Origin of the sequence: Micromonospora sp. DT53 (genome assembly GCF_049841535.1) — a bacterium.
In the GTDB taxonomy this organism is placed as follows: domain Bacteria; phylum Actinomycetota; class Actinomycetes; order Mycobacteriales; family Micromonosporaceae; genus Micromonospora.
In genome coordinates, this window is the sequence record NZ_JBNCKM010000001.1 from 1,014,745 (window position 1) to 1,035,301 (window position 20,557).

Below are 20,557 nucleotides of genomic sequence, written 5' to 3' on the forward strand. Positions count from 1 at the left end.
GAGCTGCCGCCGACAACGGTATTGCGGCATCTCGTCCGCGGTCAGCGCACGAATGCCATGAACACCGCCCAGTCGGCAGGGCGCGGCACGCCCTTGTCAAGGGCGTCGAGTTGTGCGCGGCGCAATGCATCTACGAGATTTGTCGTCTGGTAGCGGACTTGGCGGACGATGTGAGCCGCGAGCCGCCCTGCCCCATTATCGGTGGGCGTGCCGACGGCCGCGACGACGCATCGCGCGCCGCCGACGAGCATCGACACGGCCTGCCCTGCGGGAAGGTCGTGCGGGTGATCGGGCGACCATCCCGGCCCGTCGGTGGCGAGTAGAACGGACGACGGCCAGTGCATGCCCATCGCCTCGGCCGCGACGATGTTGTCGCCGCCGAGATGCAAAGTCTGGTCGATGCCGCGGCCCGCTGCATTGCAGGCGATGTGGGCGAACCCCCACGCTGCGGATCGGCTGGCCAGCACCTCACGCAGGCGCCGATTGATTGGTTCCGGCATGGCGGTTGAGCTGATGGGGCAACGGAACAGCGGGACCGAGGCCCGCCCGTGGGGCAAGCCCCAGGCCGCACGCTCGGCATTTACGTTGACGCCGCCTTCGTTGCGCCCGACGAGGTGGATCAGAGCCTCTCCGGCGACGGCAGGCGCGTCCGGCTCGATGATGGAGGTTAGTGAGGGGCTAAATGCAAGCGCAGCCCGTTCGATGAGCCGGGTGCCGTTCCGGTCGATAGCGAGAGCCGGCCACGGCACGGTCTGCAGGCCACCGAACGGAGAGATCAGAAGTTGCAACGGCCGCGTCCGGTCGAGCTCGCTCAAGCGCTGGAGTAAGCCGTCCGGCAGAAGAGCAGCAGCGTCCAGCCGCCCCGCGAGATCTTTGTCAGCGCGATGTTCGGCGCTCCAGTCGTTGGATGGCTCAGGAAAATGCTCGAAGGTCGCGTGACCACCCGGGCGCAGGATCGCCCGGAACCAGCTCCGGGTGGCGCCCATTGTGTCGTGCAGTGCGACGTAGTCGAGGGCGTAGCGTGACCCGATCGCATCGGTGAGCCGATCCAAGCTCGGAGGAAACGGAAGGACCATGTCGGCCAGCATCGGCGAAACCGCCTGTTCGAGCTCAAACCGGAGCTGGTCGCGCCGTTCGTGGCCCGCGTCCGACGCCGCGAACTCCACATCCTGGATCTCCTCGACGATCGCTGCCACTCGGCCGCCCATCGGCTTGCTGTCGACGCGTATGCGGCCTTCGGTGAGGCTGTCCTTGGCGGCAAGCGAGGTCAGGAGGCCCAGGGCCGCCGCCCGGTCGCCCGGTAGCCGGGCGGCCAGCAACGCGAGATCACCGTGAATTCGCTCGATCGCCAATGTCAGCGGCGCGCGCGTCGAGCCGATGACGACGGCATGCTCCCGACGGAGTCGGCCGAGCAAAGCGAGGGCACTCTCTCCGAGCCGGACGGCGTCGGTGCGCTCGTCGTTTGAGTCACCGAGGACCAGCTGTTCGGCCGCTGCCAATGTCACGGACAGGCGCTCAATCAGGCTCGAGTCGTCGTCGCCCGGTGACGCTTCCACCGTTGATTGAGCGCGGTCGAGGTGGCGGCCCGTAGCCTCCCGATCCTCCTGTGCCCAGGCCACGAGTGCCTGGGCGAGATGTATTCGATGCCGGGCGAGGGAAGGTCGGCCGCTCCGGGGCATATCCCCGAAAATCAGCGTATCGGCCCTCCCGACCGTGCCAGCTGCGATCGAGGTCGCTATGCGTTCGAAAGCCAGGTAATCGGCGTAGGCGTCGGCACCGGTCCCGGCAGTCCAGTTGCCATTGCCCACCATGTCGGCGGCGTCACGCAGCCGACCCGCTATCCGAAGATCACGAGCAGCCCGGTAGCGCAGGATCACCCCGAGGGTCAGGTCCTTGATGTCTGGCGGGTCACCAATTTCTCGCAGGCTCCGGGCACGTAGCTCGGAGACGTCCACCGGGCTTTCGAGCAAAATGAAGAAGAGGGAGCAGAACTGCACGATGGCGGCGGCGGCGTCCAAGGCTCGGGCTCGCGTGTGCCAGCGCTTGTCGTTCGCCGCCGCTCGCAGGTGGATTTCGAGGGCCACTTGGAACGGGTTGTCCTCCATGCTCGGGCGGCCTGACTCGGCGCGCTGAAGGACGACTGCGAGCGCCGTCTCGGCTTCGATCGACACGCGGAGCAGGTCGTCGCGCGCGATCACACGGCGCATCGCGTCGACCGGATCCTCCGGCGACAGCCGTGGCGGTTCCGGCCAGGCGGTCCCTCGGCCGTGGCGATCTCGCGAGTTGGCCCGCCGTGCCGATTCGAGATGGCCGCGCGTGCGCCGGGTCGCCTCGATCAATGGCCCGGTCCGCAGGCGCAGCGGCCGGCCGTACCGCGCGGGTCGGCCGTTCTCGTCGGGCCCCGGCCCGAGATCCTGGCGGAGATAGGCGTCGTAGACCGTATCGATTACGTGCGCGATCTGACTCTGCCGGAGGCCGTCCATCAGCCGGGCCCCAATGCTCGGCCGGAATTCGAATTCGGTCTCTTCCGGGCCTGGCTGTCCCAACAGCGCCACCGGTCGCATCAGCCCACTTAGGAGGACCTCGGCCAGGTGCTCCAGGCCGGCGCCCGGCATCGTGGTCCGGCGCACATAGTTCATTACCGGCACGGTGAGGGGCCCGACCGCGGCGAGCCGGGCCGCGAGCCGTGCGGCCACCGGGGACGCGGTCGCGAGGAAGCGACCGACCGGATCACCGTCGTTTTCCCTCGGATCCGGGTTCAGCCCCTCGACGGCCCAGCTGTCGCTGAGCGGAACAACGGCAGCCTGCGGGATGGCCCGGCCGGCCAGAAACGCCGCCCAATCGCTGAGCCAGTCTGCGCCGACGTGGAAGATCGGCACGGCGGCCGCGCCGCTAACCGCATGGCCGTCGATGGTCATCGCGCGGTTGGGCGCGGCCGCCGTGGCCGGGGTCAGCTGCCCTACCTCGACCGCAAGTGCCGTACGTTTCCACAGGCGTTGCGGAAGTGGCTGCAGAATTACTGTCGGTGCTTCGTCCGACCACTGACGAAGCAAAGTCCCGGCCGCCGGGGTCCGCCAGGACGGGTCGACCGCGTCGGTGATCACGACGACGGCGCAAGGGGCCACCGGGTCCGAGCTGGCGAACCGGCTGACCGGCCGGTGACCCTCGGCGTCGGCGCTGACGACGAGCCGGTCACCTCGGGCGTGCAGATAGCGGTGCCGAACGGTGCGGAACAGACCAGACCGTTGGAGCAGAGTGCGCAGCTCGCCAGCGAGCGGTTGCCAGAGAATCATCGAGCGGCTCTGGTCGGAGACGATCAGTAGGTCCAGCCAGCGCCGGTCGGCCGGGCGCAGCACGGGCCACCAGAAACCAGAGTCGGCGCGGTGCCGCGCGGTGGCGTCTTCGTCTAGAACCGAGCTGCCGTGACCGGACCGCCGCCGGTTGATCGGCCGGAGCGCGCCCATCAGGGACAGTGTCGCCGGCAGGTTCGAGAATGCGGGGCTCCGGACGATGATCGACTCGTCATTGCCGGCGGTTTCGGCCGGCTGCGGATCGTGATCGCCGTGCGTCGGCCCCATGCCGTCACCTGATGCCTGCGTCCGCTCGGATGGCGGCGTCTCGGGCGATGGCGCGGCGACCGGTGCCGGGCCGCTGCGCGCCGATACCTCGGCCGCCCGACTTTCTCCCGGCCCCGGCATTGACGGCCGGTCACCGGGGAACCGGAGGCGGGCCAGCCACAACAGTTCGGCAAGTTCGAGGCTGTCGCGAGCACCCACGCTTCGAAGTGCCCCGAGAACGCGGCCCAGGTCTGCTCGTGTCACGCCGGGTCCAGGCGCTGCAGTAGCAGATCGACAACCCGCTTGCGACCCTCGCTGTCGCCGGTGCCATAGCGGCCGACCATGTACACCGCGTTCAACAGCTGATCGGTGGCCACTTCGCCCCGCTCGCCTGCGGCAAGGAACGCCTCGACCAACTCGTCCAGGATGACGGCGTCATCGCCGAAATGCGCCCGTACGATCTGAATCAGCTGCTCCTCGGACGGCTCGCGCAGGTGCAGCTGAACGCAGCGGCGCAGGAACGCCGGTGGGAAATCCCGGTCTCCGTTGCTAGTGAGCAAAATGAAGGGAAAAGCCGCGCAGACCACCCGACCGCCCTGGATTTTCGGCTTCCGGCCCACGTCGGCACTTCCGACCTCGATGCCGGGCCGGGTTGCCGCGATGCGCGCCAGTTCCGGGACCGTGTATTCACCCTCTTCGAAAATCGTCAGCAGGTCATTCGGAAAGTCGATCTCACTCTTGTCGATTTCGTCGATCAGCAGGGCGCGCGGGCGGTCGTGCGGCAACAGGGCAGTCCCGAGCGGCCCGAGCCGCAGGTAGTCGGCGACGTCCGCGCCGGCTCCCATGGCGGCATCCTGAACCCGGCCGATGGCGTCGTAGTCGTAGAGGCCGTCCCGTACCGTGCTCCGGCTGACTATCGGCCAGTGCAGCACTGGACCGAGTTGCAGTTCGTAGGCGACTGCGTAAGCCAGCGACGACTTACCCACGCCTGGCTTGCCGGTTACCAGCAGCGGCCGGCGCAGCAGCAGAGCCGCGTTAACCGCGTCGATCTGCTCGGCCGTGATGCCGCGGTAGGTGGCGCCGCGGCGTTGTTGCGGCGGCGGCATGGGCGGCAGGCCCGCGGTGTCCTCACCCCAGCAGGCATCCGGCGTGCCGTCGAAGGTGCGCCACGGCGGCGCTTTCGGCAGCCGGTCGATGCCGTCATGGGGTGTCGCGCTGCCGGTGTAGATCTGCGCATTCATGGGCGACTCCTCGGTAACGATCGGTCAGAGGCCGGGGGCGGCGAGCGGGGACGCCGGGAGCTGCCGCGACGGGTCGTCCCACATCAAGACGATTCCCTCGGTGAACGGCGGCTCCGGCCGGCGGCGAATTTCATGGGTGAGCCGTGGGACATGGTGTGCTGGGGCGCTCAGCAGGCGCCGTTCCAGCTCGATGTGGAACTCGGCGGCCGCTCCGTGCGAGGTCGCCGTATGGGCCGCCCGCGTCCAGACGAACCCGGGCACTCCGGCGCGCAGTCCGTAGCGGATCGGCGGCAGGTCGAGATCGCCCGAGGGCAATCGGTCCGCCAGCACGATGACACCCTCTTGCTCAGCGGAGTCGAGGAAGTCGTGGAAGGAATCGTCGTCATGCAGTCCGGCGCACGTCCGGCACACCACGGGCACCGGTCTGCCGTCATGGATCCGCGACATGAGCGTGCGCCAGCTGGCTCGCCACCGCCGGTGGGCTTCCTTGTCGTGCAGGCGGCTGAGTGGGCGGACGACCGTCGGGTACCGGCGCCCGAGCAGCGCACGGTCCGGCCGGAGCCGCCATTTCTCGACCGGCTCGTCCCACAGTTCGTCCGGCAGGACGAACTCGACGACTGGTTCGTCGTCGCTATCGGCTATTTCAGCGGCCAATTGAGTTAGCCCGTCGTAAAGGACCGGTGCGAGCGTTTCGGCAGCTTCGGCCAGCGTCACGGCGTCCGCGTCCGGGTAGCGAGCCGTATCCGGATACCAGGAGGTGAACCCGTCAACATCGGTGTGCAGAAGCACAGTCGGTGTGTAATAACGTCTTCCCACGCTGGCCTGCGCGTTCGGCCGCACGGCAGGCGACATCACCACGATCACCGCCGCCGTCGCGGCGGCGGCCGTCCGGCCGGCGTGGGGCGGCCGGTGTTTCGTCATCCAATCCGCGAGCATCCGGATCTCCGGCCGACCGGGCAGCTGCCGGGCGATCCGGGCGGCACACCGGAACACCGGGTGCTCAGCGGGATCCCCCTCGTAGACCAGCTCGGCGGCGGCCCACAGCAGTTGGCCGTAGTCGTCCAAGGCTCCGGGCGCCCGCGACGCCGGCAGCCGCCAGACGCCGTGAATCCAAGTCGCGGTGAGCTCGGCCGTCGTCATCGGCGCCACCTCGGCCAAGGCGTCCGCGAGGTCCCGCTCGGCCTCGTGCGGCAGCAATCCCCGGCCAGTCTGGTTCAGCATCTGACGGCGATGATCGATCAGCAACGCATGGGTCGCGGCTGGCATCCTCGACCGGCCCCCGCCGGCGGCGGTAGCCCGATATTGCCGGTTCCGGAAGAGCTTGGCCTCACCCGCCGTGTTGCGAATTCCCGCTTGCGGCGGCGGAAACCTCAGATCCATCATGCGGGCGCGAACCGCAGCATAGATGGCGGACACGTTCAGGTAGGGCGTGCCGAGTTCCGCCACACCGGTCCGCACGATTTCCAATAGGTGTCCGGTGAAGGCCGTGTAACCGTGCGGACCGTGGGATTGGGACGTGAGCGTCCGGGAGCACGACGTCAGCACGTACAGCCCTTCGGGCTCCTCTCCCGTCGTCCGGCCGGGCGTCACCAGCGGAAGTTCGGTGGCCGCTCCGCTGTGGCAGCAATCAAGGATGACGACTTTGACACGAGCTTTGCTGTCGTCGACCAGACTGGCCACTCTGCTGTACGAGGCGTGTTTGTGAACTTCCGTCCGGCTCGCACCGGTGACCGCGAGGTGAAGATCGCCGCGTCTCGGAAGCAGGCCGTGACCACTAAAATAGACCAAAAGCATGTCCGTGGCCTCGGTCGCGGCCACACTTATCGGATCGAGCATCGCGTCTTGGGTCGGTGGGTCGAACACCGTCCGGCAGGCTTCCGGCAGGAGCGGCGCCTCCGGCCCCTGAGTCAACACCTCCTTTAAGGCGACCACGTTGCGGCGTACCGCATCGGCGTCCTCGAAATCCTCAGACGTGTACCGGGCGGAACCGATCAGCACCGCGCGGGAGCCGGAAGCGGAGGCTGCGCTCATTCGTCGCGGGCGTCCAGCCGATGCAGAATCGAATCGACGACGTCGTCGGCTCGAACCAGCTGCTTGGCGTCGGCTTCGAGCGAGACTTCACTGTCGCCCCGCTTGACCTGAATCTTGACCCGGCGGCCCGTCACCCGGGCGGTAAGCCAGCCAGCGGCACTTGAGATGAGTGCGACCAGCAACTCCTTGGACGCGACCGCGCTTTCAAGAGCCTGCAGCGTTCCGCCGCTCAGTTCGCCCGGCTGCGGCTCATCGATCAATGGCCTGGTCTGGTCGCGTAAGGTCGCATCGTCGTTGATCCACTCGAGCAGATCAGCGAGCTGATCCTCCGGGTCGTCCCCGGACAGCGAGATCCGCACGTCGAGCGATCGATCGGCATCTGGGGTACCGTCCACCGGAGCAAGATATAGCAGCCGCGGCCTGCCTGGATATCCGCCGGAACGGGCGTTCTACGGCAGCGTCCCAGGGAGAGCTTGCCGGAACCCGGCCGCCCATCTCCAACATCCCGGCAGGTACGTTCTCGATTGATCCGAAATTCGTCGATCTCGCCTCGGTCGCCGTCGCGCTAGACGACCAGCTCGAACTCGGCGCGGCCACTGGGGGTAGACGCCCATCACCGCCACAGTCGCTCGTCCTCGGCGCCTCGGAGTCATGAACACTCAGCCGACCTTCACTGGCCGCTTGCGCTCATGGGTGCGGCGTCCTGTTTCCTGTCGAATGCTCCGCAGGCTCCAGCAGCAGTCGGCAGTCTTGAACAGGACGGCGGGCGTTGACCTGCGGTGATGCGGGCGAGCTGTCCGGCGTGTGTGAACTCCCAGCGGAGATCGAAGAGGTCCATCTCCGCTGCTCCCGCCTGGCCCGTGCCGGGCTGTCGTCGCGGGGCCGTCAAGGGCGATCGAAAGATATCGCCGCATCGACGTACGGCTTTGGTCCGCCTGTGTTGCTGTCGGTAGGGCTCCCGGTAACCGATGCTCAATTCCTGCCAGCAACCTCTTGGCCAGGGCTCCTTGCTGGAGACCTCTTCGGCGGACCCGAAGTGTTGGGGTTCGCTGCTCTCCGGCCTCGCTGGTGCTGTCGACCCCGGCCTGCCGACGCTTGTCACGCAGTCAGGCTGCGTCGATGGCGACTGTGGGTGCGGTCGTGGTGGCGTCGGCCTAGAACCGCCGCCGGTTCCTCCTGCGGCGGAGCAGGATCAGGACGGCGGTGGCCCCAACTGCGGCGGCCACCGCGACGGGCATCGAGCGATCGAGGCGGTGAGGAGGCGTTGCGGCCGTAGGTGGCGTGATGAGGACAGGCACCTTGGTGAGATCCTGCGATTGGGGTGGCGGGGCCACGGCTTGCGAGCTTGCCGCGCGTTTTCGGCTGCGGTTCAGCAGCAACTGAACGGCAGCCTCGATCGCGAGCATGATGCCGCCGCCGGCGACTCCGGCCAACGCGCCGGCCATGAATAGGTCGCGCTGTTGTTTAGCCGCCGTGTCGAGCAGCTCGCCAGACAGGCGGTAGCTGAGCGGTCCCGCACCGCCTGGCAGTTCCCTGGTCCAGCGAAGGATGCCGGAGTCTGGCAGCTGCGGACTGGCGGTCTGCGCATTGAAGTCGTCGGGTTGGTTGTAAAGGCGGATGGTCGCCTTGGATCCCGGTGGCAGCGGGCGGAATGCGACATCTCCGGCGGATGCGGTGGGTAGGGTCGTGATTCCTGGCAGGACGTAGAGCAGCCGAGCCCCAGAGGTGCGCGTGCCTGTCATTCGGCTGACACCAGACAAGATCTCCTGCCGCAGGCCCGCAGCGCCACCTTCCAGCGAAACACGCGTGTACATGCACCGCGACATCGATCCGCCGAGCATGGACCAGTAGTCGCCGTTCTCGGACTTCGGCTGTACGGGTTTCCACTTCACCGGCTGGTCAAATTTGTTGACCATGTCGATACCTGTGGCCAACTCACCACAAATCAGCACAATGGCAGCGGTCGGTGGCGCGGTCTCGGGCACGGCACCGAACTCGTGCTGCAGGACCAGCGCCAGGGAGGTCGTGCCCGCCTTGCCGGTTCCGGGGTTGTAGGCGACGTCAACCTGCACCGGAGTGGTTACGTCGGTCTGGCTCGCGTCGAGCGCGACAGCGATCACGCCACGGTCGGCGAGTTGGGGACTGCGGCTGAAACCGGTCGCGGCGAGTTGCCAGGCCCAAGCCGTCGCTCCCACCGTCACAACGACGGCAAGGGACAGCAGCCAGCGGTTCTTGACCAGCTCACGGCGAAGTCCGGTCTCGAGCATTCGCTAACCGTACGGGCCTGAGGCGTGGTCGATCGACAGGCATCTCGCTTAGGCAGCCCTACGAGCCCGTCTTAGTCTGCGGACGACATTGGCGAGGGCAACGTGTTCGTAGGTAGCGCGCCCGGCTTGAGATGAGGATGGCGAAGTGCGGTGAAGTACCCGCACTAGGCGGAACGGTCCGCCGTCGACCTCCACGAGCGTGGCGGGTCCCAAGGTCTTCCCTCGGCAGCGACTCGGCGGTTGACAGGGCGCTGCGGTTGTTCATGCCTTGCTCCGGCCGCCGCCCCCGCGTTCCGGTGCCTCCTCGCTCTCCTGCTGAAGATTGACGGCATGCACAATCCTCGCAGTTTCGGCTTCGTCGTTGCCCCGAGCCTGCAGGTGTTCTAGATCGACCTGGAGTGATGCGGGTCAGTGGGCCGACGTCCGCTGCAGGTCCGTCATCTGAGATATCGATCCCACGGGCAACGTGCTGAGCGGGTCCTTCGGAGTGGAGACCTCTTCGGCGAGCCTGAAGGCGTCAGCGCCAGCCCCCGTGGAGGCGGTAGGGCGACGTCTGCGCATGTCGTTGGCAGTGCATTCGATCGCAGTCGAGACCGGAGCCTGAAGTTCCCAAGGCTTCAGATATTGGGATGCACCTTGGTTTGAATGCCTGTGTGACGGATGCCCTCCAAGGGCACGACGACGTCGGCAAAGAAGGATTGACCGCCCAGTCCTGTCACTACGTATGCGTAGAAGGCTCTTCGGTGCGTCCAGACTACGGCGCGGTCGAGGACCAACAGCTCTTCAGCGGCCGGAGCGGCGAAACCTCGGTCGCCGGGCGTGGCGACAATGGCGGCGACAACGGCCGTCGCGATGACCTTGTCAGGCTTTCCGGGATCGTGAGAGGCGCAAAACGATGGAGTCGCTGTGCGTACGGACGTCTGGAACTTACGCAACAGCCCCGCTACCTTCTCGTAGGGCACGTTTGCCCCGATGCCTTCGGCAAGCAGGCCCGACGAGGTCATCAGCACGAAGTCGAGGACCTGGCCCCACGGCGTCGGATACGTGTAGGAAGCGACGTCGCCAGCCGCCCAGACGATGCTTGGCTGTTTGACGGGCTCGCTCAGACCCTCAGCACGGCGAGACTGTTCGAGTGCCCGCTCCAGGTCGCTCACAACGACTTCGCCCCTGAACATCCATGGAAGGTATCGGACCGCTTTCCTCCGTAGGTCGTGGGCGGCGGAGGATGTCGCGGGTTGCTCGTGCGCGCCGGCGGCGAGGAGCAGTGTCGGTCAGCGCTACGTTTCGGCGGTGCCTGCTGGCGTCAGCGACCGTCTATTTGATCTTCGGAGGCCGCTTCCCGGCCCGATGTGGCTGTCGTCTTCAGACGACAGGGTGACGCCATTCCTTGAGCCGACGCGCGGGGATGTCCCTGGCAGACGGCCAGAGCTGCACCCGCCACCTGTCGCCGGGGGTGACCGAGCCGGGCCAGCCGTCGTTGACGAACCCCCGACCCGCTATGCCCGCGGCGAACCGACCGCTGGGCACCTCGAAGTTGGCGACCGCGTCCGTCGGGCTGAAGTAGCGAAGCACGCCATCGACGACCAGCAGGCTGGCCTCGAACGCCTCCTCCCAATCCTCGTGATCATCAGGCGGCCGGTCGTGCCACACCTCAAGACGGAACGGCATCGAGAAGTTGTTCTGGTGAGGGGAGATAACGATGACCCCGTTGTCGTCTGCCGCAATGCCTGAGCCGTTGATCGCTTGTTCGAGCAGGGTGATGTAGTCGGCATCGGGCGCCGGATTACCGCAGAGGCAGAACTGCCCGTAGTCGAGCCGAACGGATCTCTCCTCGATCTGGAGTGGTGTTGGAGCGCTCACGTAGGGCATTGTGCACCGCCGGGACCAAGCCGCCGACCACGGCAGGCGGCCGGAGATCGACAATTCCCAAGCTGACAGTCCGTGCCGAAGGGCTAGCCCGTCGCCGGCTACGAGAGTTGGTCCTCATCACCGAGGTTCACCATGAACGGCGATCCGGGATGATCCGGCTGCCATCCCAGGTCAAGCGCTTGCCGTATGGCGCTGGCCACCCCTGAAGGCAGCAGCGGAGATGCCGGAGCGTTCATCCAGTTGCCGGGATGAGGGGACGCCAGCCGGACCACGAGGGTGGCGCAGCCAGGCGGGTCCGTCCGCTCAACAGCAAAGCTCGGCGGCGACCAGGTTAAGCCCTGGCTGTACGTCGGCTTCCGGCGGACAAACCAGCGATAACCCTTGCCATCGACAACGATCGGCCTACTGCCTCGCTTGTTGAGCGCCACCGAACCTCCCGCCAGGTCATGGCAGCATTTCGCAGCCGTACCGCCATTCGTACAGCCAACACGGTCAGCCAAGGCCGACGTGATCCGACAGCGGCAGACGCCTTGAGCAGGGGAAGGGTACCGCCACCAGTCATCCGCGATCTTCTTCTAACCTCCAGGCCGTAGCTCATTCGAGCAGTCCCGGAACCCGCTCCTGAAGCTGGACTATCACCCGCGACAGCCCGGCGTCCAAGTCGTTGCCGTCCCACCGCACGAGTTCCCCGCCCAGCGGCTTGCCCGACACCAGCACCGTCCAGCGGTCCCGCACGCGTTCGCCGTCCATCTTGACGATGGCGGTTACACCGTTTTTTGGGGACAGCCTCGCCGAGGGCTGGACGATTTCCGGTGCTATGACGACGTCGAGTGACCAGAAACGATCTACGTGCGCGCGGCTGTCAAGAGCAAGGGGGCGTCTGCGATCATGGCCGGATGTTCGAACCGGGGTCGCGTTCGAAGCAGGTCAGCACCTTCATGCTGCCCGAGGACGAGGCGGCATTCGACGAGGCTCTGGGGCCCGCGATTGCCGGTCTTGGGCAGTGGGAGACCCATGATCAGCGGGCTCGGAGCATCTCGCTGCACGACTCATTGCCGGTTGCGATGTGCCACGACCGCACGCAGGCGTTCTTGCGGCTGCTCGGCCGTGACGGCGAAACCTTGGGTCCCCTCATCCAGTACCTGCGCACCTCCGTTGTGACCACGGACGAGGCTGTGCTCGCCTTTACCGGCGGTCGGTACCGGGCAACGGCTGAACGGCCCGAGGCGATGTCGCCGGGCAGGCTGGCGTTCAAGTGGTTCCCTGAAGACGAAGCGGACTGCGTACGGCGGGACTTCGTCCTTCTGGCTGGCATGGCCTGGAAGGCCTTGCAAGCGGTCACCTCACCCCACATCGATACCGTCGCGGGCAGGCCGCTGCGGCGGTACCGGGTCGGGGTGGCAGCGAAAGGATGGGCGCTCGGTCGCCCGGGTCTTCAACTGCACGACTACGCGTTGCGTCTGAGGATCCGCCCGGGCATGCCACCGACCGTGCGCGGTTCCTCAGGGCATCGGTCCTGCTGAGTAACCAGACGCGGTCCAAGCGACGGCGATCGGGGTTCGCGAGGTGTGGATCGATGCCATCCTTGGGGAAGCTGCGGGGCATGTAGGCCTTGAGGACCACATCGTCTTCGGCTGTTGCGTTGGCCCTGTAGTCGACGGGTTGCCAGGCGCGGAGCAGCCATTGCTGGCCGCGCTTGTGCTGCGTGGCGGCACTACCGGAGCCCTACCCCGGCTACCTCCCGACGCCGCACACCGGCGGCCCGGACATCGTTCAGCCGGCCGCCAGGCGATGACGCTGGTCTAGGTCGGCGAGCGCGGGTGCGTCTGGGAAGACCAGGTCCAGGCTGACCCGCCAGAAGCATCCTGGCGTACCCCTGGGATGTGGGGGCGTCAGCTGCCGTATCCCTGTGGTGGAGTGCGTGCCATGGGTGTGCTGTACGACTACTTCCGGGCCAACGACGACGCTGCGGCTGTCGGGTTGATGAAGGATTTCGAGGGCGGACCGTTCGCTGTCAGCCGTGGCGGCGTAGCTGTGGATGCGGTTGATTTGAAGGGCATCGAGCCGACGGTGACCCTCGGCAAGCTGGTGAGCTTCGTTCGACAGGTCGACTGGGATGTGAGCCTGGTCGACCTTGAGTTGTTGTGGAGCGGGGACGAGCAGGACGGGCCGTGGCTGATGTCGCTGGACCGGGCCGCGCGGGACACCCTCGCCTCTATCAGCGACGCCCGGGTGCGGGAGTTGTCGGCGCATTGGGGGCGGATCGAGGAACTGGCGTGGAGTGGGCCACTGTCTGACGACGAGATGCTGCCGGTGATCGAGAAGGTTGCCGCCCTTGCTCAGCGCGCCCGGAATGCGGGCGAGGATCTGTATTGCTGGTGCTGCTTGTGACTAACAAGGAGGCGGTGCCGGGCCCGGATAGGGGGAGCAGACTGGGAGCAGCAGGGTGCTCTGAACGGCCTTGAACTGCGTCCAACGGCCCCGAACGGCGCTCAACTGCACCCACCCCTACCTGCGGCTCCACGTTCGCGCAGGTCAGAGTCGGTGCGGCGTCCTGTTTCCCGCGGAGTGCTCTGCGGTTCTGGGCTCCGATCGGCAACTTCCTATTTCTCCTGGTGAAGGATTGTGCGCAGGCCAAGGTGGTAAGGAGCCGCTGGTTGGCCTGGCCTTGCAACTGGGAGCAGATTGGGTGCAGGTTGGCGAAGAGGTCTCCGCGTCCGAAGTGCTCACCGATGCCGGACAGAGGCGAGGGCTTTGACCTGCGGTGATGCGCCCATGCGGTGCGGTGTGACCTCCCAGTGGATACCGAAGAGGTCAAGCCTCCAGCCTCCCGACTGGCTGGTGTCGGCTGTTGAACTGGGGCCTGCCGGTGCCGATCACGAGGCCAGCCCGCATCGATGCACGGCTCTGGCTGTCGTTGCGGTGGCGTCGGTACGGATCCCGCGAGCTGAGACCCAGATCCCACCGGCGAGCCCTTTGAGCAGGGCTTCCTGAACAGTGACCTCTTCGGCGAATCCGAAGAGTCAGCCAGTTTGCTCCCGGTCGTTAGTCGGACCGCGTCCGCTTATGTCTAAGGGTGCCCCGTACCGACCTCGACATGATCGTCCTGGACGCCCAGGTGATCGAAGACCTCATGACGGGCCGGCGGAAGGACGTCGACCCGGTCGAGGTCGAATAGTGGATTACCGCCCGTATCGCCAAGCACCTCGGTAATCCCCTCTTCATCGAACTCGGCAAGCGGCTCACGGCGCTGCGGGAGAAGTACGCCCACTCCCAGCAGGCCAGCCTGGACTTCCTCAAGGAGCTGTTCGCCCTCGGGCGGGACACCGTGGCCGCCGAGAAGGCTGCCGCCGAGGTGCCCGCGAGGACCGAGGCAAGGCGGCGCTCACCGAGCTGTTCCAGTCCCTCAAGGGCAACGGCACCCCGATCATCGCCGAGAAGATCGTCGACGAGGTCGACGAGGTCGTTCGGGCGGTGCGGTTCACGGGCTGGCAGGACACCCGTGAGGGCGACCGACTGGTCCAGCAGTCCCTCCGCAAGACGCTCTGGACCAAGTTCAAGATCCGCGACAACGACGTTTACGAGCGTGCCCTCGGCTACATCCGTGAGTACTACTAACGCCTGCCTGCTCGGCGCAGGCGCAGGCCGCAAGGACGGTTGATGCTACGCACCGCTACCAGTTCTGGCGCCAGCATCTTCACATGCCCGGTCTTCGTACAGTGACGGCGCGATTTCGCGGAACGCGTCGTCGAGCGAGTCGATGGGAAGCTCGCTGTATTCCCACGCCTCGGTGTACCCGTCCTGCCGATGGACCACGAGCGACGATCGGGTGCGGCGGAGCCCACGGCTGAGGAGACCGCGGAGGAACGCTTGCTCCAGTTCGTATGCGCGTCCGCCGTCCATCTCGTCGCTGATCTCAATCAGCTTCCAGCCGAACCGGCGTAGCTTCTTCAGCCGTGCTGCCGGCACATTCGTGATCCCGATCTTCCGCTGCTGCTGTCCTTCGTAGGTGCGGCGAAGCAGGTACAGGTACGCGGGCAGGGTGGGGCGGAACCCGGTGACGGCGCACGTGGGACATCCATGTCCGGTGCCGGCTGTCCGATTCGCCACTGACGTGGTCCAGAGGTGGGCTGGGTCGGTGCGGCATCGCCAGGTGAAGCGCTTGTGGGTGCCGGCGAGGATCTGATCAGGGGTGCGGCCATCGTTGAGGGCTGGGTCGAGTTCGGCGGCGACCTCGGGGAACCGGGCGGCGAGCGAGTTGGTGCGCGACAGGCGCATGCCGGCGCAGCAGGGGCAGCACTGTCCATTGATCGTGCGGGAGTACACCTTGGCGGGCCAAATGTGGTCCGGCCCAGCTGAGCATCGCCAGACGAGGGTACGGTTGCTGCGGCCGACGACTTTCTCTGCGGTGAGCCCGTCGTTGAGGGCGGGGTCGAGCTGGGCGGCGACCCCTGGGAAGAGGCTTGCGAGCGAGTTCGTGATTGATACTTGCCACCCGGCGCAGGCCGGACAGCCGGTCCCGGCACACGTGCGTTTGTCTACCGACACCCTCCACTCATGATCGGGGCCCTCCGGGCACTTCCACCACACTGCCTCACCGCTCCCAGCGACGATTTGATCGGGAGTTCGATCACCGTTCCGGGTGGGGTGCCACTGGGCGGCAATGTCTGGGCGCCGGGCCTGGAGGGAGTTCGTCACTGATAGGCGTAGCCCCGCGCAGCATGGGCACCCGGCACCGGCGACAGTCCGGGTTCGGATGATCGTCTCCCACTCATGGTCCGGGCCCTCGCGGCAGAGCCACCAGACTCGTACCACGCTGCTTGTACCGATCACATCGGCCGGAGTGCGGGTGCCGTTCCTACTGGGATGCCACTGCGCGGCGACGTCCGGGTATCGGGTCGCGAGCGAGTTCGTCTTCGACAGCTGCCGTCCACCGCACGCCGGGCAGCCAGCGTCTCGGGTGGTGCGCCCGCACACCGGGGTCGACCACACATGGTCGGGACCGGCATCGCACCGCCAGACGGCTGGGGTCGCACTGCCAGCAACGATTTGATCGGCGGTGAGACCGCCGTTCAACGCCGGATCGAACTGTGCCGCAATCTCCGGAAACCGGGCAGCGAGCGAGTTGGTAGGGGACACCTTCTTGTTGGCGCAGTACGGGCAACCGGTCCGAGCGCGGGTGCGGGAGTTGGGGCTAGCTTTCCAGTCGTGGCGTGAGTCGACTGCGCACTGCCACCACACGAGCTTGTTGCTCTGCGCGGTCACCTGCTCAGGACAAAGCGTCCCGTTCCGGTCGGGGTGCCACTGCGCAGCGACCGCCGGAAACAGCGTGGCTAGGCAGTTAGTCGACGACACCTGATTGCTCGCGCATGCGGGGCAACCGGTCTTGTCGAAGGTACGGCTGTTCGGCGAGACCCGCCAGGTGTGGTCCGGCCCCTTGCCGCAGATCCACCACAGCGGCTTGTTGCTGCCGGCAATCACCTGGTCGGCGGTAATCCCTTCGTTGCGGGCCGGGTCCAACTGCGCCGCGACGTCAGGAAACAGGACGGCGAGGGAGTTGGTGACCGACACCTTCTGGTTAGCGCAGCACGGGCAGTTGGTGCCCATGGTGGTGCGCTGCACAATCCGAACCCGCCACTCATGGTCCGGGCCCCTGTCGCACAGCCACCACACCACCGTGCCGCTGCCGAACACGACGGTGTCGGGGGTCAGCTCACCGTTCTTCGTGGGATGCCACTGCGCGGCGACAGCTGGGTAGCGGGCCGCGAGTGAGTTCGTAACGGATACCCGTTTGTTGGCACAAAAGGGGCAGCCATTCCCCCCGGTCGTACGCGAAGAGATCTGCGCCTGCCACTCGTGATCAGGCCCCAAGTCGCACCACCACCAAGCCGTCCGATTGCTGCCGAACACGGCGGTGTCCGGTGTCAGGTCGCAGTTCTGAGTGGGATGCCACTGGGCGGCAACGGCTGGGTACCGGGCCGCAAGGGAGTTCGTCACCGAGACTCGTTGTCCGGCGCAGAACGGGCACCCTGCACCCGGCCTTGTCATGTTCCCAACGACGGCCTGCCACTCGTGGTCAGGTCCTTCGGGGCACTTCCACCACAGTTTCCGTCCGTTGCCGGCTGACAGGGTTGCCAGGTCAAGTGCGGGATTGAGGTCCGCGTGAATCATCGCAACCAGGTGCGGATACCCGTCCCGCAGAGTCAGACCGCGCCGCAGCGGCACGGTCCTATTGTCCGGAAGGGATTGCTCGGAGCCAGCGGGCGGAGTTGCGACGGCAGGGTCGAGCTCTGCAAGAACAGTGGAGTCGACGGCTTCTCTTGGCACAAGCAGCAGGGTATTCGCAGAGTAGGACCCTTTGGGCTCTCGCCGCTTGTGAGCAGATGGTTCGAGAGCTCGGGAACTCGCCTGCCCGGCTGGTCAGCTGCCCGGAATCTCGACCGATCGGGGCCAGGGTATCTGCGATGGCCCCGAACGTCGGCGGGCGGGTGCGGCACGAGGTTGGGCTGCAGATGGCGCAGCTCCCCCTGACCTGGTCCCAGGAACCTCGAGCGAGCCGATCCACAAGGCACCGACAGTCGATATGGCTTTCGTTCGGGTCGAGTTGAGCGCGTACGCAAACGAAGGCGCCGTTGGGCCGAGCCCGGGGCGGGGACGTCGGCGGATGCCGGTGAGCGGGCTGCGCTTGTCCGCCAGGCCGTCACTCCGGCGGCCCCGGCGAGCAGCAGCCCGGCCAGCGCGACCGCAATCCATCCCCGACGTCGGCGTGATCCCGACGGCCTAACGGGCGCGGGTTCCGGCACCGTGGATTCCATTGTCGTGCTCCCTCGGTTCGGGCGTGCTGCCCGCGCACAGCACTCGGGAGAAGCGCCGGAGGGTCAACGGCCCTACCGGACCCAACTCCCAATCGTGATCTTGGGGATCTCAGTCTTCGGCGAGCGGCGTACCGACGCCGCATCAAGATCCAACTGGCTGGTCGCGCTCAGTCGGCCAATCGCCATCGGACAGGCTCTACGCTGTGGCAGTCGGCCATCGCAAGGTCTGATGCCGTGTCCACAACACACAGACGATCATGCGGTGGCCGTCCTCGTTCCCGCGCGGGAACGATCCGAGGTCACCTCACGAAAGGCGGCTGCCGTCCTAGGGCGGCAACCGCCGTATAGCCGTATAAGGGGCCGTCGCCGATGGGGTCCGGGGGCCCGGTGGTGCTGCCGCCTCGCTAGTGCAGCGGCAGTGCATGGGAACAGCCGGGTCGTGTCGAGAGCAGCCAGGTTCGCCCGTGTCAGCATGCACAGGGCCACCCTGATCGGCCGATGCTTGTCCTGCGGCGTTGTGCAGCGGCGACCCTAATCAGTGCGGGACTGTCAGCGTGACGACGACGGCGGGTACAGCCTCCTGATCAGGTACAGCACCACCGGCGCGCTGGCCTTCGACGCTACCGAGCCGGCGACCCTAGCTCAACTGCTCGCGTCGCTAGGACCGCCGGAGCGGCGGGGATTACTTCCGAGCAGCCGCGGACCAGGTCGGGTCTCTCGGGCAGGACGATGCTTCGTCTGGCGGCTCAGCAGCGGAGCAAACCTAGTCCGCCCCGGTCCTCCGGACGGATGTACACCTCGGAGATGAATCCCTCCTTGCCGTCGGCCGTTTGTGCCTTGTACCAGAGACTGGACGTCGAAAGGCCCGGATTCCGATCGTCGATTTCGCTTGCGTCTTCGCCGTTGGTCATCCGCGGACCGGCGGTGTGACAGGTGGCGGTGATCCGCATGCCAGTGGTCAGGTCGGTGCCGGCAATCCGGCAGTCGCCTGGGCGGCAGTTTGGCTGGGGTCGGGTCGACAGGAACGCGGGCACGTCGTCCTCGCGTGTGTCGATTGGTCCGTTGGTGACCTCGTTCCGCACTTCGATGATCCGGTTCTCGGGCCGCGTGGCGAGGTAGGCGATGGCCCCGGCCAGGAGAACCACCGCGGCCACGACCAGACCGATGACAACCCGTTTCGCCGTCAGCCAGCCCAGCCTTCGATGCTTGAAGAGTTGGTCGGCAGAGATTGTGGCCGCGACCACCGCGAGCGCGACGAACCCGGTCACCACCACCGCGGTCGCGCCTGTCACAACGGCACCAACGAGCTGGGCGACTGCCGACACGAACTGCAGGCCGGCGACGACGGCGATCGTCACCTTGCCGCTGAAAAACGAAAGAAAACCAGGCTGGGGCTGCTGGCGACCGACCCCGGTCAACGTGACTCCCCTCTTCGAATCAGCAGGACGGCAGGCCGAGACCACCACGGTCGTCGGCGCGGATGTAGACCTCAGAGATCCAGCCTTCCGGCCCGCCGGCCGCACGAGCGCGATACCAGAGGGCCGAGGTGACCAGCCCCGGGTTGCCATCGTCTACCGGGTCATATCGCATCCCGTTTGTCATCTCTTGGCCGTTGGTCCAACAGATGGCGGTCAGGCTGTCGCCTGTGCTCAGCCACGTGTTGGGGATCATGCATCCGTTGAGCCGGCATTTCGGAGCGGTCTGTGTCGACAGGTACGCCTGTGACGAGTCCTCACGCATCCCGGTGGCACCGTTCGTGACCTGGTTCTGCACCACAATGGTGCGAGACGGGGAATGAGGCGGAGGCGGAGGCGGCGGAGCCTGGTTCTGCTGCGGCGGAGGGGGCACCGACGTCGTCAGTCCATCGTTAGGTGTGGGCGGCGCCGGCGCCTTCGGCGTGGCCTTCGCGGGCGCGGCAGTCCAGCTCACAAAATCTGATGAGTAGGGCCCTACCTCAACCCAATACCGGCTGCCCTCACCGCTGCGGCAGCCTCGGTCGCTACCGGCGTTGCCGTTCTGGTCCGTACGGAGGTCGAACTCCCGGAACGGCACGGTCTGTTCGGGTCGGACTTCTGGATCCGCGTCGTCGTAGCACCCCACGCGGTAGGTGTGGTTCGACGCGAAGCCGCGCAGGGCGATCGAGTAGTAGTACCCGCCCTGCGCTGCCGGTTCGCCCTGCGTGAGGGTCAACCGACCAGGCTTGAACGGGTACTGCGCCAGGATCGCGTCGTCGCAGGCCGGCGCCGGGCCCGGCTGCTGCACCAGCAGCCCGAAGACGAATCCCGAAACCCCCGGGTAAGGTCCCTCCGCTGCCGTGACGTAGTACCAACTCCGGGAGTCCCTGTCCGAGAGGTCGACGTTCGCGTCCTTACTGATGCAGCGGACGGTCACCCGCAGTGGGCCCGGCAGTGAGAACAACTGATTGTCGTTCTGATCTTCGCGCCATCTGCCCTCGGTTGGCGTGCGCCGGAAATTGATCTTCGGATCTGGGTTGTCAGACTGTACGTGACTGACACTCGTCAGTTCGCCGGGCGCAACCCGATCAATTGAAAGGCCTGCCTTCGGTGTTTCAGATCCCCGGCCGTGCCACGCGACGATGGCGAACACGCTTACTAGGGTGGCCACCGCGACAACCGATCCGAGAACCTTTCGCACGAAACCCTCCATGCCAAGCTGTCGTCAATCTCGGCCGAGTGTGGCATGCGCCCGCCACCATCGCGAATGCATAAGAACTTCATATTCGCGCCTGTGCGAAGAGCGATGGGAGAGTGGCTCCG

15 protein-coding genes and 1 pseudogene are annotated in these 20,557 nt (G+C 66.5%); 3 read left to right on the forward strand and 13 right to left on the reverse strand.

Annotation, left to right across the window (positions count from 1 at the left end):
* Positions 1-41: 41 nt before the first annotated feature.
* From ACLQ3B_RS04695 to ACLQ3B_RS04735, 9 genes are all read right to left on the reverse strand, one after another.
* Positions 42-3,776, reverse strand: coding sequence for an SAV_2336 N-terminal domain-related protein (locus ACLQ3B_RS04695; protein ID WP_425777623.1), 3,735 nt, complete (start codon positions 3,774-3,776; stop codon positions 42-44).
* Positions 3,777-3,817: 41 nt separating this feature from the next.
* Positions 3,818-4,798, reverse strand: coding sequence for an AAA family ATPase (locus ACLQ3B_RS04700; protein ID WP_425777625.1), 981 nt, complete (start codon positions 4,796-4,798; stop codon positions 3,818-3,820).
* Between the two features lie 24 nt (positions 4,799-4,822).
* Positions 4,823-6,829 carry a caspase, EACC1-associated type gene (locus ACLQ3B_RS04705; protein WP_425777627.1) on the reverse strand — a complete coding sequence of 669 codons (2,007 nt, stop codon included), beginning with the start codon at positions 6,827-6,829 and terminating at the stop codon, positions 4,823-4,825.
* Positions 6,826-7,224: an effector-associated constant component EACC1 gene (locus tag ACLQ3B_RS04710; protein ID WP_425777629.1), complete on the reverse strand. Its 399-nt coding sequence runs from the start codon at positions 7,222-7,224 to the stop codon at positions 6,826-6,828. The genes ACLQ3B_RS04705 and ACLQ3B_RS04710 overlap by 4 nt, the downstream gene beginning before the upstream one ends.
* Positions 7,225-7,983: 759 nt before the next feature.
* A complete protein-coding gene (locus ACLQ3B_RS04715; protein ID WP_425777631.1) occupies positions 7,984-9,096 on the reverse strand; it encodes a hypothetical protein in 1,113 nt (370 codons plus the stop codon).
* 617 nt (positions 9,097-9,713) lie between these two features.
* Positions 9,714-10,271: a hypothetical protein gene (locus ACLQ3B_RS04720; RefSeq protein ID WP_425777633.1), complete on the reverse strand. Its 558-nt coding sequence runs from the start codon at positions 10,269-10,271 to the stop codon at positions 9,714-9,716.
* Positions 10,272-10,458: 187 nt separating this feature from the next.
* The gene (locus ACLQ3B_RS04725) at positions 10,459-10,956 is read right to left on the reverse strand and encodes a hypothetical protein (RefSeq protein WP_425777635.1); all 498 of its coding nucleotides are present in this window, start codon (positions 10,954-10,956) and stop codon (positions 10,459-10,461) included.
* 107 nt (positions 10,957-11,063) lie between these two features.
* The gene (locus ACLQ3B_RS04730) at positions 11,064-11,393 is read right to left on the reverse strand and encodes a hypothetical protein (protein WP_425777636.1); all 330 of its coding nucleotides are present in this window, start codon (positions 11,391-11,393) and stop codon (positions 11,064-11,066) included.
* A gap of 166 nt (positions 11,394-11,559) precedes the next feature.
* Positions 11,560-11,715, reverse strand: a complete 156-nt coding sequence (locus ACLQ3B_RS04735) for a hypothetical protein (RefSeq protein WP_425777638.1) — start codon at positions 11,713-11,715, stop codon at positions 11,560-11,562.
* A 146-nt stretch (positions 11,716-11,861) separates the two neighbouring features.
* On the opposite strand from ACLQ3B_RS04735, the gene ACLQ3B_RS04740 reads away from it, so the two are divergent.
* The 3 genes from ACLQ3B_RS04740 (at position 11,862) to ACLQ3B_RS04750 (ending at position 14,583) form a co-directional block, all read left to right on the forward strand.
* Positions 11,862-12,488 (forward strand): hypothetical protein, encoded by a 627-nt coding sequence (locus ACLQ3B_RS04740; RefSeq protein WP_425777640.1) that lies wholly within the window; start codon positions 11,862-11,864, stop codon positions 12,486-12,488.
* Between the two features lie 403 nt (positions 12,489-12,891).
* Positions 12,892-13,356 carry a hypothetical protein gene (locus ACLQ3B_RS04745; RefSeq protein WP_425777641.1) on the forward strand — a complete coding sequence of 155 codons (465 nt, stop codon included), beginning with the start codon at positions 12,892-12,894 and terminating at the stop codon, positions 13,354-13,356.
* Positions 13,357-14,439: 1,083 nt separating this feature from the next.
* Complete coding sequence (locus ACLQ3B_RS04750; RefSeq protein ID WP_357256054.1) at positions 14,440-14,583, forward strand: hypothetical protein; 144 nt, start codon at positions 14,440-14,442, stop codon at positions 14,581-14,583.
* A 45-nt stretch (positions 14,584-14,628) separates the two neighbouring features.
* Here the strand turns inward: ACLQ3B_RS04750 and ACLQ3B_RS04755 are convergent, their stop codons facing one another.
* From ACLQ3B_RS04755 to ACLQ3B_RS04770, 4 genes and pseudogenes are all read right to left on the reverse strand, one after another.
* Complete coding sequence (locus ACLQ3B_RS04755; protein ID WP_425778056.1) at positions 14,629-16,962, reverse strand: zinc-ribbon domain-containing protein; 2,334 nt, start codon at positions 16,960-16,962, stop codon at positions 14,629-14,631.
* Positions 16,963-16,983: 21 nt separating this feature from the next.
* Positions 16,984-17,136 (reverse strand): annotated as a pseudogene (locus tag ACLQ3B_RS04760) (zinc-ribbon domain-containing protein); the annotation flags it as partial.
* Between the two features lie 1,390 nt (positions 17,137-18,526).
* Positions 18,527-19,198, reverse strand: a complete 672-nt coding sequence (locus ACLQ3B_RS04765) for a hypothetical protein (protein WP_425777643.1) — start codon at positions 19,196-19,198, stop codon at positions 18,527-18,529.
* Positions 19,199-19,217: 19 nt separating this feature from the next.
* Positions 19,218-20,387, reverse strand: a complete 1,170-nt coding sequence (locus ACLQ3B_RS04770) for a hypothetical protein (protein WP_425777645.1) — start codon at positions 20,385-20,387, stop codon at positions 19,218-19,220.
* Between the last annotated feature and the right edge of the window lie 170 nt (positions 20,388-20,557).